This window comes from Luteimonas suaedae, assembly GCF_008312895.1.
In the GTDB taxonomy this organism is placed as follows: Bacteria; Pseudomonadota; Gammaproteobacteria; order Xanthomonadales; family Xanthomonadaceae; genus Luteimonas; species Luteimonas suaedae.
This window is the reverse complement of record NZ_VSSP01000009.1, coordinates 13,467-32,036: the sequence shown is the minus strand read 5'-3', so window position 1 is coordinate 32,036 and position 18,570 is coordinate 13,467. Positions and strand designations below refer to the sequence as shown.

At 61.2% G+C, this 18,570-nt stretch carries 12 protein-coding genes and 1 pseudogene; 6 read left to right on the top strand and 7 right to left on the bottom strand.

Annotated elements, in window-relative coordinates:
* The first annotated feature begins 25 nt into the window (after positions 1-25).
* From FXO19_RS19450 to FXO19_RS13395, 6 genes and pseudogenes are all read left to right on the top strand, one after another.
* Positions 26-475, top strand: coding sequence for a BRO family protein (locus FXO19_RS19450; RefSeq protein WP_255516424.1), 450 nt, complete (start codon positions 26-28; stop codon positions 473-475).
* A complete protein-coding gene (locus FXO19_RS19445) occupies positions 472-777 on the top strand; it encodes a hypothetical protein (protein ID WP_223115509.1) in 306 nt (101 codons plus the stop codon). Before FXO19_RS19450 ends, FXO19_RS19445 begins: the two co-directional genes overlap by 4 nt.
* A gap of 507 nt (positions 778-1,284) precedes the next feature.
* A complete protein-coding gene (locus FXO19_RS13410; RefSeq protein WP_223115508.1) occupies positions 1,285-3,621 on the top strand; it encodes a TonB-dependent receptor in 2,337 nt (778 codons plus the stop codon).
* A gap of 15 nt (positions 3,622-3,636) precedes the next feature.
* Positions 3,637-4,341 (top strand): response regulator transcription factor, encoded by a 705-nt coding sequence (locus tag FXO19_RS13405; RefSeq protein ID WP_149195614.1) that lies wholly within the window; start codon positions 3,637-3,639, stop codon positions 4,339-4,341.
* Entirely contained in the window at positions 4,341-5,573 is a 1,233-nt protein-coding gene (locus FXO19_RS13400) for a sensor histidine kinase (protein ID WP_149195613.1), read from the top strand. The genes FXO19_RS13405 and FXO19_RS13400 overlap by 1 nt, the downstream gene beginning before the upstream one ends.
* Positions 5,574-5,655: 82 nt before the next feature.
* Positions 5,656-6,452, top strand: a pseudogene (locus FXO19_RS13395) (ATP-binding domain-containing protein); the annotation flags it as partial.
* Positions 6,453-6,478: 26 nt separating this feature from the next.
* Here the strand turns inward: FXO19_RS13395 and FXO19_RS13390 are convergent.
* From FXO19_RS13390 to FXO19_RS13360, 7 genes are all read right to left on the bottom strand, one after another.
* A complete protein-coding gene (locus tag FXO19_RS13390; RefSeq protein WP_149195612.1) occupies positions 6,479-7,288 on the bottom strand; it encodes a retron Ec48 family effector membrane protein in 810 nt (269 codons plus the stop codon).
* Positions 7,281-8,480, bottom strand: coding sequence for a reverse transcriptase family protein (locus FXO19_RS19850; RefSeq protein WP_149195611.1), 1,200 nt, complete (start codon positions 8,478-8,480; stop codon positions 7,281-7,283). The genes FXO19_RS13390 and FXO19_RS19850 overlap by 8 nt, the downstream gene beginning before the upstream one ends.
* 458 nt (positions 8,481-8,938) lie before the next feature.
* Positions 8,939-10,813, bottom strand: a complete 1,875-nt coding sequence (locus tag FXO19_RS13380; protein WP_255516423.1) for a DEAD/DEAH box helicase — start codon at positions 10,811-10,813, stop codon at positions 8,939-8,941.
* A 457-nt stretch (positions 10,814-11,270) separates the two neighbouring features.
* Complete coding sequence (locus tag FXO19_RS13375) at positions 11,271-11,924, bottom strand: hypothetical protein (protein ID WP_149195610.1); 654 nt, start codon at positions 11,922-11,924, stop codon at positions 11,271-11,273.
* The gene (locus FXO19_RS13370; RefSeq protein WP_149195609.1) at positions 11,921-14,881 is read right to left on the bottom strand and encodes an HsdM family class I SAM-dependent methyltransferase; all 2,961 of its coding nucleotides are present in this window, start codon (positions 14,879-14,881) and stop codon (positions 11,921-11,923) included. The genes FXO19_RS13375 and FXO19_RS13370 overlap by 4 nt, the downstream gene beginning before the upstream one ends.
* On the bottom strand, positions 14,878-15,327 hold the full coding sequence (locus tag FXO19_RS13365; protein ID WP_255516422.1) for a MerR family transcriptional regulator: 450 nt from the start codon (positions 15,325-15,327) through the stop codon (positions 14,878-14,880). The genes FXO19_RS13370 and FXO19_RS13365 overlap by 4 nt, the downstream gene beginning before the upstream one ends.
* Positions 15,328-15,653: 326 nt before the next feature.
* A complete protein-coding gene (locus FXO19_RS13360) occupies positions 15,654-18,557 on the bottom strand; it encodes a DNA methyltransferase (protein WP_149195607.1) in 2,904 nt (967 codons plus the stop codon).
* Positions 18,558-18,570 lie beyond the last annotated feature (13 nt).

The window sequence follows — 18,570 nt, the reverse complement described above, 5'->3', positions numbered from 1 at the left end:
GATCGAATTCTGGCTAGCCCGGGATTTGCAGTACCTGCTCGGCTACAGCAAATGGGACAACTTCCTCAACGTGGTTTCAAAGGCCAAGACCGCTTGCGAAGTCTCCGGCCATGTGGTTCCAGACCATTTTGCCGACGTCGGGAAAATGGTCGACCTGGGCTCCGGCAGCCAGCGCGAGGTCGACGACATCATGCTCACACGCTACGCCTGCTACCTGGTTGCCCAGAACGGCGACCCGCGCAAGCCGGAAATCGCGTTCGCGCAGACCTACTTCGCGTTGCAGACCCGCCGCGCCGAACTGATCGAACAACGCCTGCTGGAAGCCGAGCGCTTGCAGGCGCGTCGCAAGCTGAGCGAAACCGAGAAGGGAACTGTCCGGCGTGATCTACCAGCAAACGGGCGGCAAATCAGGACTTCGCCACGATCCGCAGCAAGGGCGACCACGCGCTGTTCGGCCGCAACACCCAGGACATGAAGCAGCGCTGGCAAGTCCCCGCCAGCCGTCCCCTGGCCGATTTCGCGCCCACCCTGATCCTGAAGGCCAAGGACTTCGCCACTGAAATCACCATTCACAACGCACGCGAGCAACGCATGCGCAGCGAATCCGCGATTTCGCAGGAACACGTGTCCAACAACCGGGCGGTGCGCAACACCCTGCTTGGCCGCGGCATCGTTCCGGAGAACCTGTCGCCGGAAGAAGACGTCAGGAAAGTCGAGCGCCGCTTGGCAGCCGAAGACAAGAAGGCGCTCAAGAAGCCAAAAGCACTGGACGATTGACACGCAGTAAGCGCAGGGCGAGCCAGGGTCGCCAGAACCCACCCATCAGCGCAGCCAAGCGCCCGGTGTCGACGCCACCCCGCCGAAAACCCGCTGCCGTTCCTCACCGCAGTGCGCGAAGGCCCCCCCAAGGCGCCCGCAGCCTCAACGGCCGCATCGAAGGCCTGCTCGCCGGCCGAGTGGCCGCACTCGACCCGAAGCAGTCCGTCGAGTAGTAGCCGAACGCAGCTCGGAACGAACCTGCGAGTTCGACGTGAGGACCGAACCCCGGTCGGCCTTGCCGACGCTGTTCCGGTCGCCGGGCGGCAGCTGGAGCGCACACGGATGCGTATCGAGCGCACGCACACCGGCATCGGCAGTCGCTGCCGCACCGGGCCGGCGACCTTTTGGCGACATTTGCCTCGTTAATCTCGCATCGCTTCATGAAGCGAGACGGCCCATTCCTGGAGGCAGAGCGATATGAGTAGGCATGCCCGACGGGCATTGTGGTTGGCGCTTTCGGCGCACTTGATCGGCGTTCCACTGGTCACACACGCAGCGGAGGCACCCGGTGCCCTGACCATCATCGTCAAGGATCAGACGACCGACCGGCCACTTCCAAACGCGAGGGTCACGATCACGGAACGGGAAACCGACACCGCGCGATCGCTGGAAACCGACGCACAAGGCCGCCTCCTCGTCGAACAGCTCGACCCCGGCCTCTACACGGTCAACATCACCAAGGCCGGGTTCGCCCCAATCTACGAGCCGAGCGTACGCGTGATCACGCGGAAGAACTCCCGGGTCGAATTCGAACTGGGCATTCCGCTGCTGGAGGAAGTGGTGGTCCAGGCGCGGCCCATCGATGCATTGGCATCGCCTTCCAGCACCTATCTCGATCGGGAAGCATTGCGAAGTGCTGTCGGCGGTGGCGCAGATCCGCTCCTCTCGCTGGACGGCCTGCCTGGCCTGGCGTCCGCCAGCGAGTTCGCAAGCTTCAGCGTACGCGGCCGTGGCCCCCGGGATAACCTGATCTTCGTCGACGAGTTCCCCTTCGACAAGGCGGTGCACTTCGACGCGACACTGGGTGAGGACGAAGACATCGGCGGCGGCGGGCGTTTCTCGATCTTCGCACCGAACGTCATCAGTGGCGCCGAGTTCTCGCCGGGCGGCTGGGGCCCTGCGTATGGCGGCCGGGCGGCATCGCTGCTCAAGCTCGAAGTCGCCGATGGCAATCCAAGCCCGTCGGCCAGTCTGCGCCTCGACCTTGCAGGCGCTGAGGTCGGCTACGACGGGCCGCTCGGCATCACTGAAGATTCCACCGTGCTCGTGTCCGCCCGTCGACTGGATTTCGGTGCCTTCTTCGAAACGATCGAAGAACTGGACATCGGTGACCCCGTGCTGAGGGACATCATCGTCAAGTCGGCCGTGCCGATCAACCAGTCCAATACGCTCGAGGTGCTGCTCATCGATACGCGCGAGACGTACACGCGCGACGTGACTCACGTCTTCGAGTCGCCCAATTTCGAAGATGCGGCGCTTCTCGATTTCGAGCAAGACAGCGACCTGTACGGGTTTACCCTGCGATCGTTGATCGGGGAGGACGCTGTCTGGACCAACAAGGTCTACCGCCGGGCCAGCAACAAGATCAGCTCGGAGGGCGAAGCGTTTCCCGATCTCGTGCCCGACGGATCGCCCGCTGACAGTTTTCCGGTGCGGGAAGACATCCTCACCGTGACCGAAGACGAGACCGAGATCGGCTGGCGAAGCGACTTCGCGACGGTGAATCGATGGGGTGCGTTCAACGCAGGCGTCCAGGTGACGCAGATCGACCTGGACTACAGCACCGTGCTGGATGGCGACTGGATCCGGTACGTCTACGACCGCGACGACTTCCGACCGGACCCTGAGCAGCGCTTCATCGTGCTGACGCCGGAGAACATCAACTCCTCGCTGAGCCGGAAGGCGACGAACTACGCGGGTTACGTGGACCAGGCTTTCAAGCGCGGCGCGTGGGAACTGCGCACGGGCGTCCGGCTGGAGCGGGACGACCTGACGGACGAAAGCCTCGTGTCGCCCAGGCTCAGGGCGACCTGGCAACCGAGCCGGAACTTCAGATACTTCGCGACTGCAGGCCTCTTCCACCAGTCGCCGCGGTTCCTGGACCTCGCGGCCAACGCGGCGAACACGCTCGAGAACGAGGAGATCACCCACGGGAGTTTCGGCCTCGAGTACTTCCCGAACGACCGCTGGTCGGTGTTGACGGAAGCCTATTACCAGGACCACTCCAATCTCGTGGTCGATCTGGACCGGGCGAGCGGGACGTTCGCCAACATTGGCGATGGCACGTCCTACGGCTTCGATGTCGTGGTCAAGGGCACGATTCGCGAAGGCCTCTACGCGACCGCGACCTACTCCTACAACGATGCGGAAGTGGACCGGAAGGACGGCCGTGGCGCCGTCGCCGACGAGTTCAGCCGGGAGCACGTGGCGACCCTCGGGATGACCTGGGAAATCACCGACCGCTGGAAGGTGGCCGCGCGTTACAAATACCTGTCCGGCAGGCCGGAAGACGCCTACATCATCCACGAAGACGTGCTGGGCCCCGGACAACCCCTGCGCTACTCGAGGGAGACGACCGAGCGCGGCGTCGGTCGCAGATCCGGCTACGGCGTGCTGAACGCCCGTGTCGACTACCGGCGCGCATTCGGCCCCATCGACGTCACGGCCTTCCTCGATGTCATCAACCTCACGTCGGCGGCGTCGACCGACGACACCGAGTTCGACTACCGCAGGGGTGTCAACGTGAAGGACGACAGCGAAGCCGAGCCGCTGATCGGTCTTCGGCTAGACTATGCCTGGTAGCGGGAGGGGCAGCAGATGGCACGCGCGCTTGATGCTGCGCCGATCAGGGCGTTGATCGTCGAGGACAACCGCGACATCTGCGCGAACATCGCCGCGTACCTCGAAAAGCTCGGCTATGTCCTGGATTTCGCCCACGACGGCGTCACCGCAATGAACCTGGCGTTGAACAATCCGTTCGACGTCATCGTGCTGGACCTGATGATCCCGAGGATGGACGGCCTGACTTTTTGCCAGAAGCTGCGCGCCGATGCCCAGATCGAAACGCCAGTCCTCATGCTGACGGCGAGGGACACGCTCGACGACAGACTCAAGGGGTTCGACGCCGGCGCCGATGACTACCTGGTCAAGCCATTCGCACTGCAGGAGCTGCATGCGCGTCTGCGGGCCCTTTACAAGCGCAGTCACCGCAATGGCGACAACCTGTTGACAGTCGGCGACCTGACGTTGAACAGGTCCACGCTGCAGGTGCACCGGGCGGGGCGGCGCGTCGAGATCAATCCCGCCGGAATGAAGCTGCTGCGACGGTTGATGGAAGAGTCCCCGTCGGTCGTGAATCGCGATGCGCTCGAAACGCTGCTGTGGGCCGACGAGCGGCCGGATGGCGATGCGCTTCGTTCGCACATGTACAAGTTGCGGCAGGCCATCGACCGGCCGTTCGACCGACCGTTGATTCACACGGTGCACCGCATCGGATACCGGATTGCGGAGGACGGCCAGTAATGCCGCGGCACAGTCTGCGCAAGCGTGTCGAGGTTGCGTTCGCGCTGTGTGTCGTCGGGCTCAGCGTGGCCTGGGGGTTCGCGTTCTTCGGCGCAATCAGGCTCAGCGAAGACCGCGTGGTGGTCAACCAGCTGCAGCGCGCCAGCGAGAGCTATCCCGATCTCACGACGACCCTGCGGGGATACGACGACGCCGGGAGCTTGCCGGAGCCACTGAGGGCATGGGCGCTCACGGATCCCGATGAGGGCACGTACGAGTTCGTCGCCGAAGAGCTGCATGTGGCGGTGATCCCTGCCGACAATGCGCAGGGGCGCGCATTCGTGGTGTTCGATGTCGCCGGGATCGAGGCGGCGTCCTCCGAGGACTGGTGGTGGCTCCTCGTCATTACCGCCGTCGTGGGCGCGCTCGGTGCGCTGGGTTTCCGGCTGGGAGTCCTGGTGATACGAAGGGCGATCTCCCCGGTGGTGCAGCTCGCCGAAACGGTCGCGGAGATCGACCTGGAACATCTGTCGGCCGGGGACTACAAGCTCATCGAGTCCAGCCGGTTCGGAAAGGACGAGGTGGGCGTCCTCGCGGGGGCAATCGAGAAAACGCTTGAGCGCATCAGCGCATTCATCGTGCGAGAGCGGGACTTCACCGGCTCTGCCAGCCACGAGCTGCGGACGCCGATCACGGTGATCACAGGCGCGCTCGAGTTGTTGGAGCAAAGTGATCTGTCGGCCGAAGACGTGAAGGCGGTGGACCGGATCCGGCGCGCGACGCTCGAGATGAAGTCCACGATTGAAATGTTCCTGTGCGTCGCTCGCGAAGCCGACGACGGGCTGTACGGCGAACAGTTCCTGGTGGCGCCACTGGTGAGCCGGGCGGTAGACCAGCAGCGTCACCTGCTGAACGGCAAGTGCGTCGAAGTCGACGTCGAAAGTGTCGCAACACCAGTCGTTCGCGGCCATCCACAGGCCTTCCTGATCGCGGTCGCCAATCTGGTTCGAAATGCGTTCGAGCAAACGCCCGGCGGACAGGGACCGATCACGGTGCTCATCAAGGAGCACGAGCTGCTGGTCACCAATCTGTTGGGCGGTGACGAAGTTGGCCGGCTCACGCCGGCCGGCTCCTCTTCCTCCAATGGACATGGCCTGGGTCTTGGCATCGTTCAACGACTGTGTGAGCGCAACGGCTGGGAATTTTCGCTGCACGTGGACGAGGCGCGTGTGACCGCCCGTCTTTCGTGGTGAGCACGACAGACTGCTCCTTCGCAAACAGCAGGTACTTTGCAACCAACGCGACCGAAACGCGCGGCGCTCAGCGTGCGACGGCAAGCTGGTCGAAGCCGGCCCCGGCCGCGCCCGCCTGGTGCTGCTCGGCGACCCCCGACCAGCTGCCCTCGGTGGAAGCGGGCGCCGTGCTCGCCGGCATCCTCGCCGCCGCCCAAAGCATTGCCACCGCTCCTACCGCTGTTGCGGTCACCTCTCCCGCTCGCGGGAGAGGTCGCGCCGAAGGCGCGGGTGAGGGCGCTCTTCCCCCAGCAGCCCGCGCACCCACCTTCCCCGCCCGCCACATCCACCTCACCCGCGCCGCCCGCCTGCGCATCCTCACCGCCGTGCGCGAAGGCCCCCAAGGCGCCCGCGGCCTCAACGCCCGCATCGAAGACCTGCTGGCCGGCACCCGCCGCGGCGCCGGCCCCGCGTCCACCGCCAGCCGCTATTTCCACGGCCGCCTGCTGCTGGTCACCGAGAACAGCTCCCGCCACCGCCTGTTCAACGGCGACATCGGCATCTGCCTTCGCGATAACGGCGGCACCCTGATGGCCTGGTTCCCCGGCGACGACCCCCGCAACCCGCGCCCCCTTCCATCCCGCTGCACTGCCCGCGCACGACAGCGCCTTCGCGATGACGGTGCACAAGGCACAGGGCAGCGAGTTCGACGAGGTGTGGCTGGTGCTGCCGGATCGCTTCACCCGCGTGTTGTCGCGGGAGCTGGTGTACACGGGGATGACGCGTGCGCGGAGCGTGCTACATGCGGCGGGAAGCGCGGATGTTATGTCCCAGGCGCTCTCGCGCCATGCAGAGCGGTGTTCCGGTCTCAATCACCGGCTCGGCGCCGTCAAGGTCTGAGACCCCGATGTACGTACTGCGAGGAACTAGCTGACGCCCCGATACTTGCGATCACCAAAGGTGATGCTCTCAATGCCGAAGACGCGATGCACTGAAGCGATAAGCTCCACAACTTCGTCCTCGATCAGAAAATAGTCGAGCCTTGGCAATGAATATAAGCGAATCCCGATCTCTGCAAGCATAGGGATGAGCACCCTTTGATGCTCGCCATAATTAAATCTCTTCGCTGCGGGTCCCAGTCGCTCATCAGCGGCCAACATTGCTGCAGAAATCCGCTTAACCGCCTCAATGTAGTAGGCATTCACCGCGATGTCCCCCTCGTAGGCGTTGGGGAAAATCTTGAAATACCATGACGTTACATCAATTGACGAAAGCCCTAATCTCGAGCAGCGGCCGACAGCGTCTACGACATACTCTCTGAAGGAACTGAATCTCACTGCATGCAATTGCAGCGCTGAAGATTTTGCTTGCTCTCGCAGTGAATCCGCTTGCGTTATGGCGGTTTGAGCATGCTGTTCAACAAGCTTTGAATTGGATAGGTACACTCCTAAAGCCACAACTAGGCCTAGAAGTGTTGTGAAACCGACGGCAAACGCGCCAAGGATCTTGACAACCCCAATGGGTAGCGCAAAAAGCCTCAAAGCTTCGTCAAGGCAAGCTCTATGGAAGCAAAATTCCCGATCAATCGCGCCGTCCGCGATGAAGGTCGACGTAAGAGAGGTGAGAAGCGCTGTAAGTAAAACAAGGGCGATTGCTATCCCGCTTAAAAGTAGACCCTTCTGAAGCCTCGGCAGGCTTGCAGCAATCTTGGTGTCGTAACTGCCTGGGCTACTCATGGCTATAGATCTTTATCTGCGCAAGGCTGTCCCTTATTGCGGATGCCTCATGTACGTAAGTACGTTGTAGGAGATTGAGGCGTTCACGTAGCCGAAATAGTTTACGCCTGAAAAAAAACCGCTCGGACTCTCCCGGTATAGCGAATCGCTTAAGCACTTCTCGTGCTGTCCGCTGGCACCAACGTAGATCCCGATGGGAGGGAAGCGGGCCCACCCTGTTCAGTCGAGTGATGTAAGCAGTGTGCGACTTCTTCCTCAGCCGGGATAGTTTGTTAACTCGCCCAAGACAGACGTTGAACATTCTTCTATAAGCGTCGTAGGTACGAAACCCTGCGTCTGCTGCGAAGTTCTCGAGTGTCCTGACGGCTGATCGGATACGCCGATATTCTGGAGACGGTATTCGAGGCGTCGCGTGTTCCACCCTCAGACTGTGGACAAGCAGCGGCTTAGTGCCCGAGCGCAGGACCTGGGTCTTTACTTCGCTTCTGGTGAGGTCCTTGTCCATTAGCATCTGATCCACCAACTTCAGAGCCAACGAAAAGTCCTGAGAGTACTTGCGCGAAGAAATCGTGATGTCATCCACGTACCTGGTATACGTCAGGCCCTTCTGTTTGAGCCTGGCAACTAGATTGGCTTCAAGGTCCCAAAAAACAAGATTTGCAAGATAGCTCGAGGTAGGGGCGCCCTGAGGAATCTTTCCGTGGATGCAGCAGAGGTTGCATAGCGTTTCAGCGACCGCAGGTGGGTATTTTAGAAAGTCAGTGTATATATTTCTTACGAGGGGCTGCTCGACGTTGTCAAAAAAGTCGCATATATCAACTTTCAAAATGCTTTTTGAACTTGAGTGGACTGCTGCGCACGCAATATAATCTCTACCTATCAATCTTGCGTCATCGGCGTCCGAGCTTGGCACTGAACCAAATACGTAATCAGGCCAACGAATAATCTTGGTGTTCCCCAAGATCCGTTTGTTGATCTTTCGAAGAATCTTGCGATAACGCCAGTGAGGCACATATACGGTCCGTGAGCCACCAGACGACTTCGTTACCGCCTTCTTCTTGAAGCGCGATTCAGGCACCCAAGACAGCAGCGCCTGGAGTTCTGGCTCATCTATGGATAGAGTTCTGCAGAGAGATCTGACAGATCCTATCGAATGTCTAGATACTTTCGTTACATGCGACTTGAGCGACATTTTCCGCCCTGATCGATAGGTGTGGATCAAGCCCACCAGCGAGGCTGGTTTTTAACACGAGAGCGCTAGATACACCGGGAAAAGGTTCAGCAACTGCCGCTCTCGTGCTGGCTTGATCCACCTTCGGGAAAGCTCCTCCGGTTTCGGAGGGCGGCGGAACCGCATGTCCCTTAGAGCTTAGCTTTGACGCTAAGCGCGCACTGCTAGAAATACGCAGTACGCGTATACCGAACCCGTGTATCCCCGGCTGCACCAGTCAAGCGAACCGCTTGAGCGCCTTTGTTATAGAGCGGATCCTTAGCGAATGCAATGGGGGGTAGTGGGAAGAAAGAGAGAGGACGGGGAAGTTAGTGAGGGGCGTCTGAGGCACTTGGGCGCTAGGACGGCGGCAAAGCTACTGAGCCGCCAGAGAGTGTCCGCCCGTCGCCGCAAGCTACCAAACGTAGATGTGGTACGGCCTACGCTGCCAGCCGCCGCGAAACACCGTCAACCACACTTCGAATCTGCTCTACCGTCGCACTCTCGCCATGGTGTGACATCTCCAGCTGCCGCAGCGCCCGGGTCATCGCGACATAGAGCACGCGCACCTGCTGTTGCTTACGGTGGGCATTTTCGTCTCGGTTCGTCAGCTCGCAGATGCCGGGAATGAAAACGGTGTCGAACTCCAACCCCTTGCTAGAATGCATGGTCATCACCTTGACCGAAGCCGCGCCGTTGAACATGGCGCGTCGCTGGTCGTCCGACGCCAGCAGCACAGTCAGGCCACGCTTCTGTAGCTGCGTGGCGATCAGGCCGGCTAGCCGGTTGGAGTGGCACAGCACGGCGAAGTCGTTGGGATTGGCGCCGTTGCTGATCGCGTCCTGGATGCGGGCGGCGATGATGTCGGCCTCGGCCCAGATGTTGCGTGCTCGCCACAGTTCGGGCATCGGGCCGCGGCGGCCGGCGCTTTCTGGCACGACGACCGGCACGTGGTCGTCGTCGGCATCGTGTCGCGTCAGCACTTCTTCGGCGAAGGCCTTGGCGACCGTCAGCACTTCGAGGGTGTTGCGGTAGTTCAGTCGCAGGATGGTGGTCCGGCCCTGGGCCTGGATGCCGACGCTGGCGAAGGAAAACTTCCGCCGGGCGGCATTGCCGTACAGGGTCTGCGCGTCGTCGTAGAGCAACAGCAGCGAGTTGGTCTCGGGGTCCACCATCTGAGCGACGAGCCGCAACCACTCCGGGGCGAAGTCGTGGCCTTCGTCGATCAGCACCGCGCCGTACTGCGCGCGCGGAATGGCGTTGGATTCCACGCCTTCGATCACCGACTGCACGAGCATCTGTGCATACGTGTCGGCACTCTTCTGGAAGGGCGGCATGGGCAGCCCATAGGTCTTGAGCTGCTCGCGACACCACTCATGGAAGTTGCGGGCGGCCACTCGGTCCTGCACGCCGTGGCCCTGCATCAGGTGCTCGAGGTGGCCGGCCAGGGACTTGTTGTAACAGAGCACCAGCACCGGCTTGTGCTGGCTGCGGGCGAGCTCGACGCAGCGATAGCCGAGGATCATTGTCTTGCCGGAGCCGGCCACGCCGTGGATGACGCGATGTCCGTCGCCCAGCGAGCGTGCCAGCAGTTCCTGCTGCAGGTCCATGACCCGGATGATGTCCGGGATCTCGACGGGCGTGTCCTCGGCCGGTCGTGGCGCCTGCAGCAGATCGCCCTGCACCTGGATGCGCAGCTGCGGGAACAGGTGCCAGCGCACGCGCTCGATCTGCGGCAGGCTGAGCAGGCAGGCGAAGGGCATCAGGAACATGTCCCAGAGCCGCTTCTGGAAGTCCTCCACGTCAACGCTTTCGGTCATCTCGTCGCGGCAGATCACGCTGCCCGGCGGCAGGAAATGCTCCAGCCCCATCTGGTCGAACTGGGTGCGGGTGATGTTGGCCAGCACCACGCCAAAGCCCCAGGGCATGAGCAGCGTGCCGGTGCGCTTGTCACCCGGCGGGTGGCACAGCGCCCGGTCCTCCTGCAGCAGGCGGACGATCTCCATCGCGCAGTCCCGCGCCTGGCGCAACGGATTGGCTTTGGTCACGCGGCCGCGGTCGGTGTTGATGATGGCGCGATCGCGGTCTAGCTCGGCCAAGGTATCCGGCTTCCAGTCCTTGACCTCCAGCACCAGCAATCCGCGGGAAGGGTGCAGGACGACGAAGTCCGGATGCCGGTAACGCGGACCGATCGGTACGTCGTACCAGCACAGGTACTCGTCATCGAGCGTGTCGTCCAGCCGGGACGAGAAGCGACGCTCCCCCGACGTCATGCGTGCCAGGCAAGTATTGCGGCTTGGAATCAGCGTGGCCATTGGATTCCCCAATCCCTGGAGCGCTGAGGTGGAAGCTACAGCAGAATTTACCGTGCCGTCGACTGCGGCGAGCAAAAACGGCCCCGGCGGGCGGCGTCCAGCTTTGCCGAATCTGGTACCGGAACACAGCGCGGTCGGCCATCAGCCCTTCTTCGGTGGGACAGGAGGACACCGATCGCTACATCGCGCCAGCGGCAACCGCGTCGGCAGGGCGCGGATACTCCACGAGATTAGGTCAGATTCCCGAGCGTGGCAGGGACCGGCAAACGGGTCCCTTGAGCCCCGACAAATGGACACGACGAACTTCTTGCTGCGTTGCCCGCTACTCGAACTGGCCGCGCCGACATCACAAGCCCATCGCCGACGAGTTTTCACACAGCCTCGGCCCAAAGCGGACACTTGACAGAGTCGAATTCCATCTACGGCCGACTCAATTCAAATTCTAGAGCGATGCAGCTTAGCAGGGGAGGAACACGTGGTGGAGCGTGACTAGAGACGACGATAAGCGAATGTGCTTGCTGATCAAAGTGGGTGCCTCGCATGCATCGGCAAGACTCAGGTGCTCAGGCTCACGGGAAGTACGAGAAAGGTATGCATTGACACCGGATACTGCTTCATCTGTTGTTCCCGATATGACATAGCCGGCCATGAAGCCGATTGCATGGTTGTGGCTGTACTTGCCAGTGCAAAATCTATCAATCCCTTCGACGACGTACTCGCGACAGAGATGTGTATCCGATCCCGCAATGCGCTTGCATTCGATGATCGCGTGTGGGTCGTGCTCTTGTGTTCGGACGAAGATTTCAATCAGCATGACCGGTATGTCGGTCCGACCATCAGGGACTACGGCCGCAGAAGAGCGTGATTCCGCTCCTGGCAAAATGACCATAGTCTTCGCCCAGGGAAGACCTTCCAACTTCAACGTACTGCGCATGCCGTCGCGAAGCCGCTCAGTTATCAGCACTTCGCCTGCGTCAGCACGCACGTCAATGGAAGCGACAGCGCGCTCCCAGCCCGCTAGAAGGGTAAGCAGTATAGCGGCTGTCACCTCCGGCGCCAGCTCAATGAACTCCTTGCCCAAAGGGGCTGGCGCATCGTAGGGAATCCTCAAGCGCGGCTCCCTGAAAAGCTTTCCGCTACAACCGCATCAGCGTCCTCCAGGGCGATGATCTTCATCCAATAGCGCTTGGCTGCTGGCTTGATGATCACGACCTCGTTGCGGTCATGGATTCTCAACTCGCGGGTCGTGCTCAATGCAGTTGCGATCCGGACGTTCATGCGATTGCTGATGCGGGTCAGGACGTCTTCAAGGCCACCGTCTACTTTGGTGGTTTGAATGGCGGCGTCGCCCGGGCCACCTTTGAGGATGAAGCGTACGACTCTGAGGGCCGAGTGTCGTGGTAGTTCGAGAATCTCCGCGCGTATATGGCGCTTGTTGCGGGCCGACAACCAGCCACCAATAACATCCATGAAGGTGCTTGCATAGTCGGACAGCTCGGTGGAGCTCGCGCTGGAAACGGAGTCTTCCCGGCCCGCCAACCATTGCCAGCCGGCGCGGTATAGGCCGTCGAGCACCACAACACGATCTGCATCGTCGATTCCGTAAAGATCGAACACCGCGTCGTCAAGGTAGTGCCAGTCGGCTTCGGTGGGTATGTCCCGTTGTAGCTTGCTTCCGATCTTCAACAGCTTCTTACCGGCATCCGACCGGACGACACCCTTCAGCGCAGGCACGGGCATGAGCGACACGTCGTGTCGCAGCAAACGCCGCTTCCAAATGCCGAATTCGGAGGCAGACATCAGGAAGAACCATGATGCGAGCGAAGACGACAGGAGTGCCGCAACCAGATGGGCGATGCGTGGATCGGCTGATGGCATTGCAGCGCCGAAATAGGCGTTGGTATAGATCAGGTCGCGATCCGCAACGGCGACGATCGGTCTGGGGCCTGCGCTCAGGGTCTCCTTGATGATCAGGATCGGAGCGCGGTAGATGCCCCGGGAACGGGGCCATTGCGCTTTTGTCTGCCGAAAGGGGGGCAGTACTTCGGGGATCTGGAACGGCTTGATGTCACCAGCTTCCAGAAGCTCCAAGCCGTTCAGGAGGTGCGCGTCCCGGGTCTGATTTTTGGGCAGCCCGCGAATCATACCGACGTTCAGTTCCGATCCGATTGATTGGAATTGGGCCCCGAGCGGAGAATAGGCTGAAGATAACGCGTCGAGCAGTGCAATGTCGCGCCGTCGACCAATGGCCGCGGCTTTCAGCTTAATTGGCTGCGCCTCGATATCCGCCAGCGACAACCTGATGATGTCGCTGGGTGCGACGTCAAAAGTGTGGCTCTTCGAGCCACTGGCAGTCCAAGGTATCTGGACCACTGTCACTTGATCCGCACGCTGTGGCCGATGCCTGGCGAAGAGAACAATCGCTGGCATTGTGGCTGTCGCGAACAGCCAACCGCATAGGTTCGACAAGTTGACGAGCGTAATGGGGGCAAGCGAGCGCATGACATGAAGCGCCGCTGCCATGCCGGTGCCGCTTCGGCTGAAGAACGGAAGCGCGCTCAGGATCACGCCAAAACGGGTTTTTTCATGCGAGAACTCGATAGCCCGCAACACGAAGTCTAGTCCTTCCCCGCGTGGCTGGGCCGGAATGCCGGCGGCGCGTGTCCTGCGCCTAGCCTCGGTACCTGCAAGGCCTTTAAAGCTCCAAGGGGGATTCCCGACGATAAGATCGAATTGCTTTAGGCCGCTATGTGGCGTCGTAAGGATGGCGCGGCCGCTCTCGCGTTCGACCGTGCGCGCATCCCCTACAAACAGCGTTCTACCGATGAGCGGCTGGAACTTCAATGCACGCGGCGGCTGCGGGTCTGGATCAAGTTCCAGCGCCGCCAGGTAAAGGCTGAATGCCGCCACGCGGACGGCAGCCTCACTGATGTCAACGCCGTAAACCTGTTCGTAGAGTGTCGATCTAATCATTTTCCTGGTAGGGGGTTCGCCGGCTGAGCGCAGATGCACCAGCCTTCGTAGCGCTTCGACCAGGAATACGCCGGAGCCGCAGGTGAGGTCCAGCACCGTTTCTTCGCCTGTCAGATCCTGCATCACCTCATCCAAGACCAGTGATACCACTGAGAGGCGGGTGTAGTGAACTCCATTGCTGAGGGCGTCATTGGATCGACGCGAGGCGCCGCTGGACCCGGAATGCGCGAATTGTTCGTAGATCGAACTGATGAGTTCAACGGGAATTACATCGAACTGATACGGGAATAGGCTCTGTTGTCCGCTGTCCGGATCAACGGCCTCCAAGAACTCAGCAACGCGGGCCAAATGCCGCTTCGCGGGTGTGTTCCTGATTGAAGACGGCGGGAACATGTCGCCGTTGAACGTTTGACTCAGCCAGTTGAACAGCAGGTCGGCCGCCTCAAGGTCTCGCAAGATGACGGGAAACGATGTGTGTCCGCCAAGTTTCTTGAGCGTTCTGGCTGTGACGATGCCACGGTCAATTAGGTATTGCGTGAAGACCACACGCCCGATCAGAGCCTGTGCAGCGTCGCGCTCGAGCCCAGCTGCGACCAGGTCGCGTTCGAGCGCGGCCAGATCGGACAGCAAATTTTGATCGACGCTGGTCTTGCGATCGACTTTGGTGGCTTGTGCCCAAAATTGCCCGGTTTCGATCGCCAAGCGGCCAGCCAGCGCATCCAGCTCGGCCAAGGACGCATCCACGTTCTCAAACGTTCTGATCAGATGCTTCTGGGCGTCCCCTTCCCGTTGCGGCACTCCGAATCCGTTGTAGAGGTCAATGCGCTCAGGGGAGATGATCCAAAGCAGCGGCGCGAAACCCTCGTTCCAGATTTCCCGGCGCCATCGACTGACGAGCTCGTCCTGCGGCGGCTTCTTTTCGAACTTGAAGTAGACGGTCAGGGACGACGGACTACGCCACGAAGCGTCGGGTGCGAAGTCCTTGCCCCGGCGCTGGGCGCGAGCATCCTTGCCCAGTTGCAAGCCAGGCGCGGGCCGGCCATCCGGGTAGTAGCCAGTCGCTTCCAACACTTGTTTAAGTGTTGTGATACTCACGACCGGCTCCGGACGATTTTGGGCGGAAATGGCAGCGTCGCCTGTTCCGTGTTCGGGAGGGCGGGCAACATGCTTTGCTGAATTCGCGACACCAGCGGCTTTAACGGCACCATCAAGGCGCTTTGCTCGCAGGCCGTAATTTTTGTTTCGAGAGCGGCCTTGTTCGCAGTGACCACGGCAACGGTTTCCTGGAAAGCCGCAACATTGCTGTTCATCAGAAGACGAAAAAGCGCGTCGACTCCACCGCTCACGGCAGCGATGTGGACACCCAGGGCTTTCACCAACTCATTCGTGGCGGCCAAGCCCACCAATTCAGGGAAGGAGTACCGCGCCGCTTTGCCTGTCTTGGCGGACAGGTACGGGACGGCCTTGCGCCAGTGCCGGATGGTTTCCGGCGAAACGCCCGCGAGCGTGCGCGCTTGTTCCTGCGTGAATTGGATGGACACGACCCCGATCATTTTTGTTGTCGACAACAGGAAACACGGGGGATAGTGACGGGTACAGACGAAGCTGGCAAGGGGAGCGCTTGTCGGTCGAGGAGCTTGGAGGGCAGCAGCCCTTCTGCCGTATCAAGACCGTATGGTCGATCGAAGCCACGAAGATCCACAAATGGGCGAAGCACAAGGGAACTCTTCTGTCGTCTCCCCCATTGCGACTGGCGAGTGTCCACTCTGGCCGGAAGCCGACACCGCGGCCGATAATCTGTGCCGACCCGGAGCGGACGGTCCGAAAGACGCTATGTCTACGTTGCTCCAAGTGGCCACTCTCATCATCAGACCCTGCCCATGGCATCGGCGCTTACCAGCCGAGCCGGATCGGCGTAGCCGGCCGGAATACCCGGTGCGGTCACAGCCTGCTCATCGCTGATGAGCTGGGCGACACTCTGGTTGAGCGTGAGCAGTTGTTCTAGGAGGTCGACTTTGGGGTTAAAGCTGTAGGCACTCACCACCGCCGTGTCTAGACGGGCGTGAGCGTCCTTGAGCGGGTTCTTGCCGGGCAGGTCGAGCGTTCGGTACAGGGCGCGCAGGCCGCCGCTGATCGACTGTAGTGATTGCGTGCGTAGTACGCGTAGCTCGCGGCCCGCGTCGGCGATGGCGTCGATCTGGGCTGCGCTCGGCGATTGCGGCCACGGGAAGGTGTCGAAGACGGATTCGATCGAATAACTAAAGTCCGATTTCAGTTTCGAGCACTTCTCCAGGAACCACTGCCAGTGCGCTGAAGACTGCAGAATACCGAAACTGTAATCGTCGTCGAACAGGAACGCCTGAACCTTGTCGCTGGGCCAAACATCGGTGGTCAGGAACTGAAAAATCGGACGCTTGGTGACCCGCGAGCAACAGATGAAGCGACCCCGCAGCCTCTCGAAACCACTGAATAGGTCCTTTCGATCCCACGAAAGCGCCCACCAGCGTTCCAAGAACTGCTTGTGGTGCGACCTCATATTTCCATTGACGTCCTTACCCTCGTCCGCCTTACGCTGACGATCTGGGAGCACCGAGCTTCGTATGCGCTCAAATGCATTCGGAAACCGCTGCACCTGTAGCAGATCACGGCGCTGGAAATCGATAATGAAGCGCTCCGGCGTGCCATCGCCGGTCACCAGTTCGCGCCCGGTCAGGTATGGATGGACCACTTCGGCGGAGCTGCCGTCGCTCTCGACAAAACGCTTCTCCTGCAGCGTCAGCACGAAGCCGTCATGCCCCGGCGTCACCCCTTGGAACACCTTCTTGGGTTCCTTGTTGCAGGGCAGCGCCTTAGCATTGCCTAGATCTACCCGGTCCGACAGTGACGCATTGAGGTGCGCCACCTCTCGCACGTCTAATTCGTAATCCTTGCTGGCTGGGCCACTGCCCCGTTTCTTCCTGACCTTCTTCCCCACTACTGGCGCGGCCTTGAACCACAAGCGCCGCGTCTTCGGCAGCAGCGCTGCATCGAGCGTGTGTACCCAGTTGGCAATCGACACGTGTACGTTGGCGTCTCCCGACCACGGCTGGTTGTCGACGGCCTCGACCACAGTCCCGGTCGCGCAGATGAAATCGAGTCCGCCCTCGCGGCTGGCGTTGTTACGGATGTTCTGGGTGCCGACCAAGCCGGCGCGGCCGGCCAGCGGATCGGCAGGCGTGCAGGCGGGCAGGTGCGACGCTGCACGATGGAACCAGTACACGCAAAAGTCGGCCATGCCCGGCACTTGCGGATAGGCCTTGCGCACGTTGTTGACGTAATCTACACCGAGCTCGGGCTTGAGCCGCTTGGCGCCGAGGAATGGCGGGTTGCCCACGATCACGTCGACCCGCGGCCACGGCGCCCAAGTGCCGTCGGCCTGCAGCAGCGCGTCCCCGGCGATGAAGTTGGCGTCGAGATTGTCCAGCGGCAATGCTTTTTCGGAGATGTGTAGCTCGTCGATGGCCAGCTTATGCGCCAACATCATGGTGACCTTGGCCAGCTCGACGGCGAACGGGTTGATATCCAGCCCATAGAAGTTTTTGCTGCTAACGAAGCCGAACGGACGCTGACTGTGGTCAACGCTCTTGAACTCGCCCATTCGCTCGTAGATCAGCGCTTCCAGCCGCTTGAGTTCGCGATAGGCGATGTACAGGAAGTTGCCCGAGCCACAGGCCGGGTCGAGCACACGGAAGCGTTCGATGCGTGCAAGCAGGGCTTCCAGTGCGGTTAGGGTCTTGGCCTTGCCGATTTGCTCGCGCCACGGCTCGACGATGGTCGGGCCGACGATCTTCATGATGTCGACGGAGCTGGTGTAGTGCGCGCCGGAGGCATGGCGCTCCACGTCACCTAGGCTATGCTCGAAGATCGCGCCAAAGATCTCCGGCCGCACCTTGGCCCAATCGAACGCCGCAGCCTGCCGCAGTAGGCTGACTTCAGTCACCAGCAGTTCGACCCGAGCCGGCTCGCGGAATAGACCGCCGTTAAAATACGGCACACCCTTGAACCGTCCGCCGGTGGTGATGCCAGGAGCGCTCATCTCGGCAAAAAGTTGGCCGATCAGATCGTGCGCGAGCGCTGGAGTCGTGCAATCGTCCAGCAGGCGAGCGAAGAAGTACTTCTCGAGCAAGCCAATGTCTTCGGCGAACAGCGCCATCAGGGCCTGCAGTGTGAAGCGCTGAGCAAGCTCGCGCTCGACGTCACGATCGACCAGCGATCGGAACAGGCCTACCAGCAGGTCAGCGGCGTCGCGCGTCACCTGCTCCTGGTCGTTGCCGAACACTGGTTTGACGTCCTCAGGTAGCAGGAAGGCCAGTGGGCCGTCACGCTCGGGTAGGTCCGCCAGCGCGACCACGTCGACAGGGCTGTCCATCTGGGTCTCGAAGTCGTAAACCCAGAACTGGTCGAAGTTGCACAGCACCACGTAGCGTGGACGGCCAGGAACGAGGCGGGTCCAGTAGTCGAACGCCTGTCGGTAGTGCTTTGACAGGTCAGTCCCGCGCTTCTTCATCTCAATCAGCACGACGGGCTTCCAGACAAGGTCGGCGAAGGCGGTGCCCTTGTGCTCCTTCTTGACGCGATCCTCGAACGTCGCCCCGGCTTCCTTGACGCCGGTGTGGCCGAAAGCGCGGAACAGTTGGTCAAGGAAGATCTGCGCCTCGCCCTTCTCGTCACCGCAGATGTGTGTGGCGCACCAGTCGACGAACTGGCGGAGGCGATCGACTCGATCGGTCATGGGCTGTGCTTCC

What these genes read in the sequence shown, in the direction of transcription:
- FXO19_RS19850 (WP_149195611.1), bottom strand. Translation starts at nt 8,480, where the DNA reads ATGTCGCTCAAGTCGCATGTAACGAAAGTATCTAGACATTCGATAGGA.
- FXO19_RS13400 (WP_149195613.1), top strand. Translation starts at nt 4,341, where the DNA reads ATGCCGCGGCACAGTCTGCGCAAGCGTGTCGAGGTTGCGTTCGCGCTG.
- FXO19_RS13390 (WP_149195612.1), bottom strand. Translation starts at nt 7,288, where the DNA reads ATGAGTAGCCCAGGCAGTTACGACACCAAGATTGCTGCAAGCCTGCCG.
- FXO19_RS13380 (WP_255516423.1), bottom strand. Translation starts at nt 10,813, where the DNA reads ATGGCCACGCTGATTCCAAGCCGCAATACTTGCCTGGCACGCATGACG.
- FXO19_RS13360 (WP_149195607.1), bottom strand. Translation starts at nt 18,557, where the DNA reads ATGACCGATCGAGTCGATCGCCTCCGCCAGTTCGTCGACTGGTGCGCC.
- FXO19_RS13405 (WP_149195614.1), top strand. Translation starts at nt 3,637, where the DNA reads ATGGCACGCGCGCTTGATGCTGCGCCGATCAGGGCGTTGATCGTCGAG.
- FXO19_RS19445 (WP_223115509.1), top strand. Translation starts at nt 472, where the DNA reads ATGAAGCAGCGCTGGCAAGTCCCCGCCAGCCGTCCCCTGGCCGATTTC.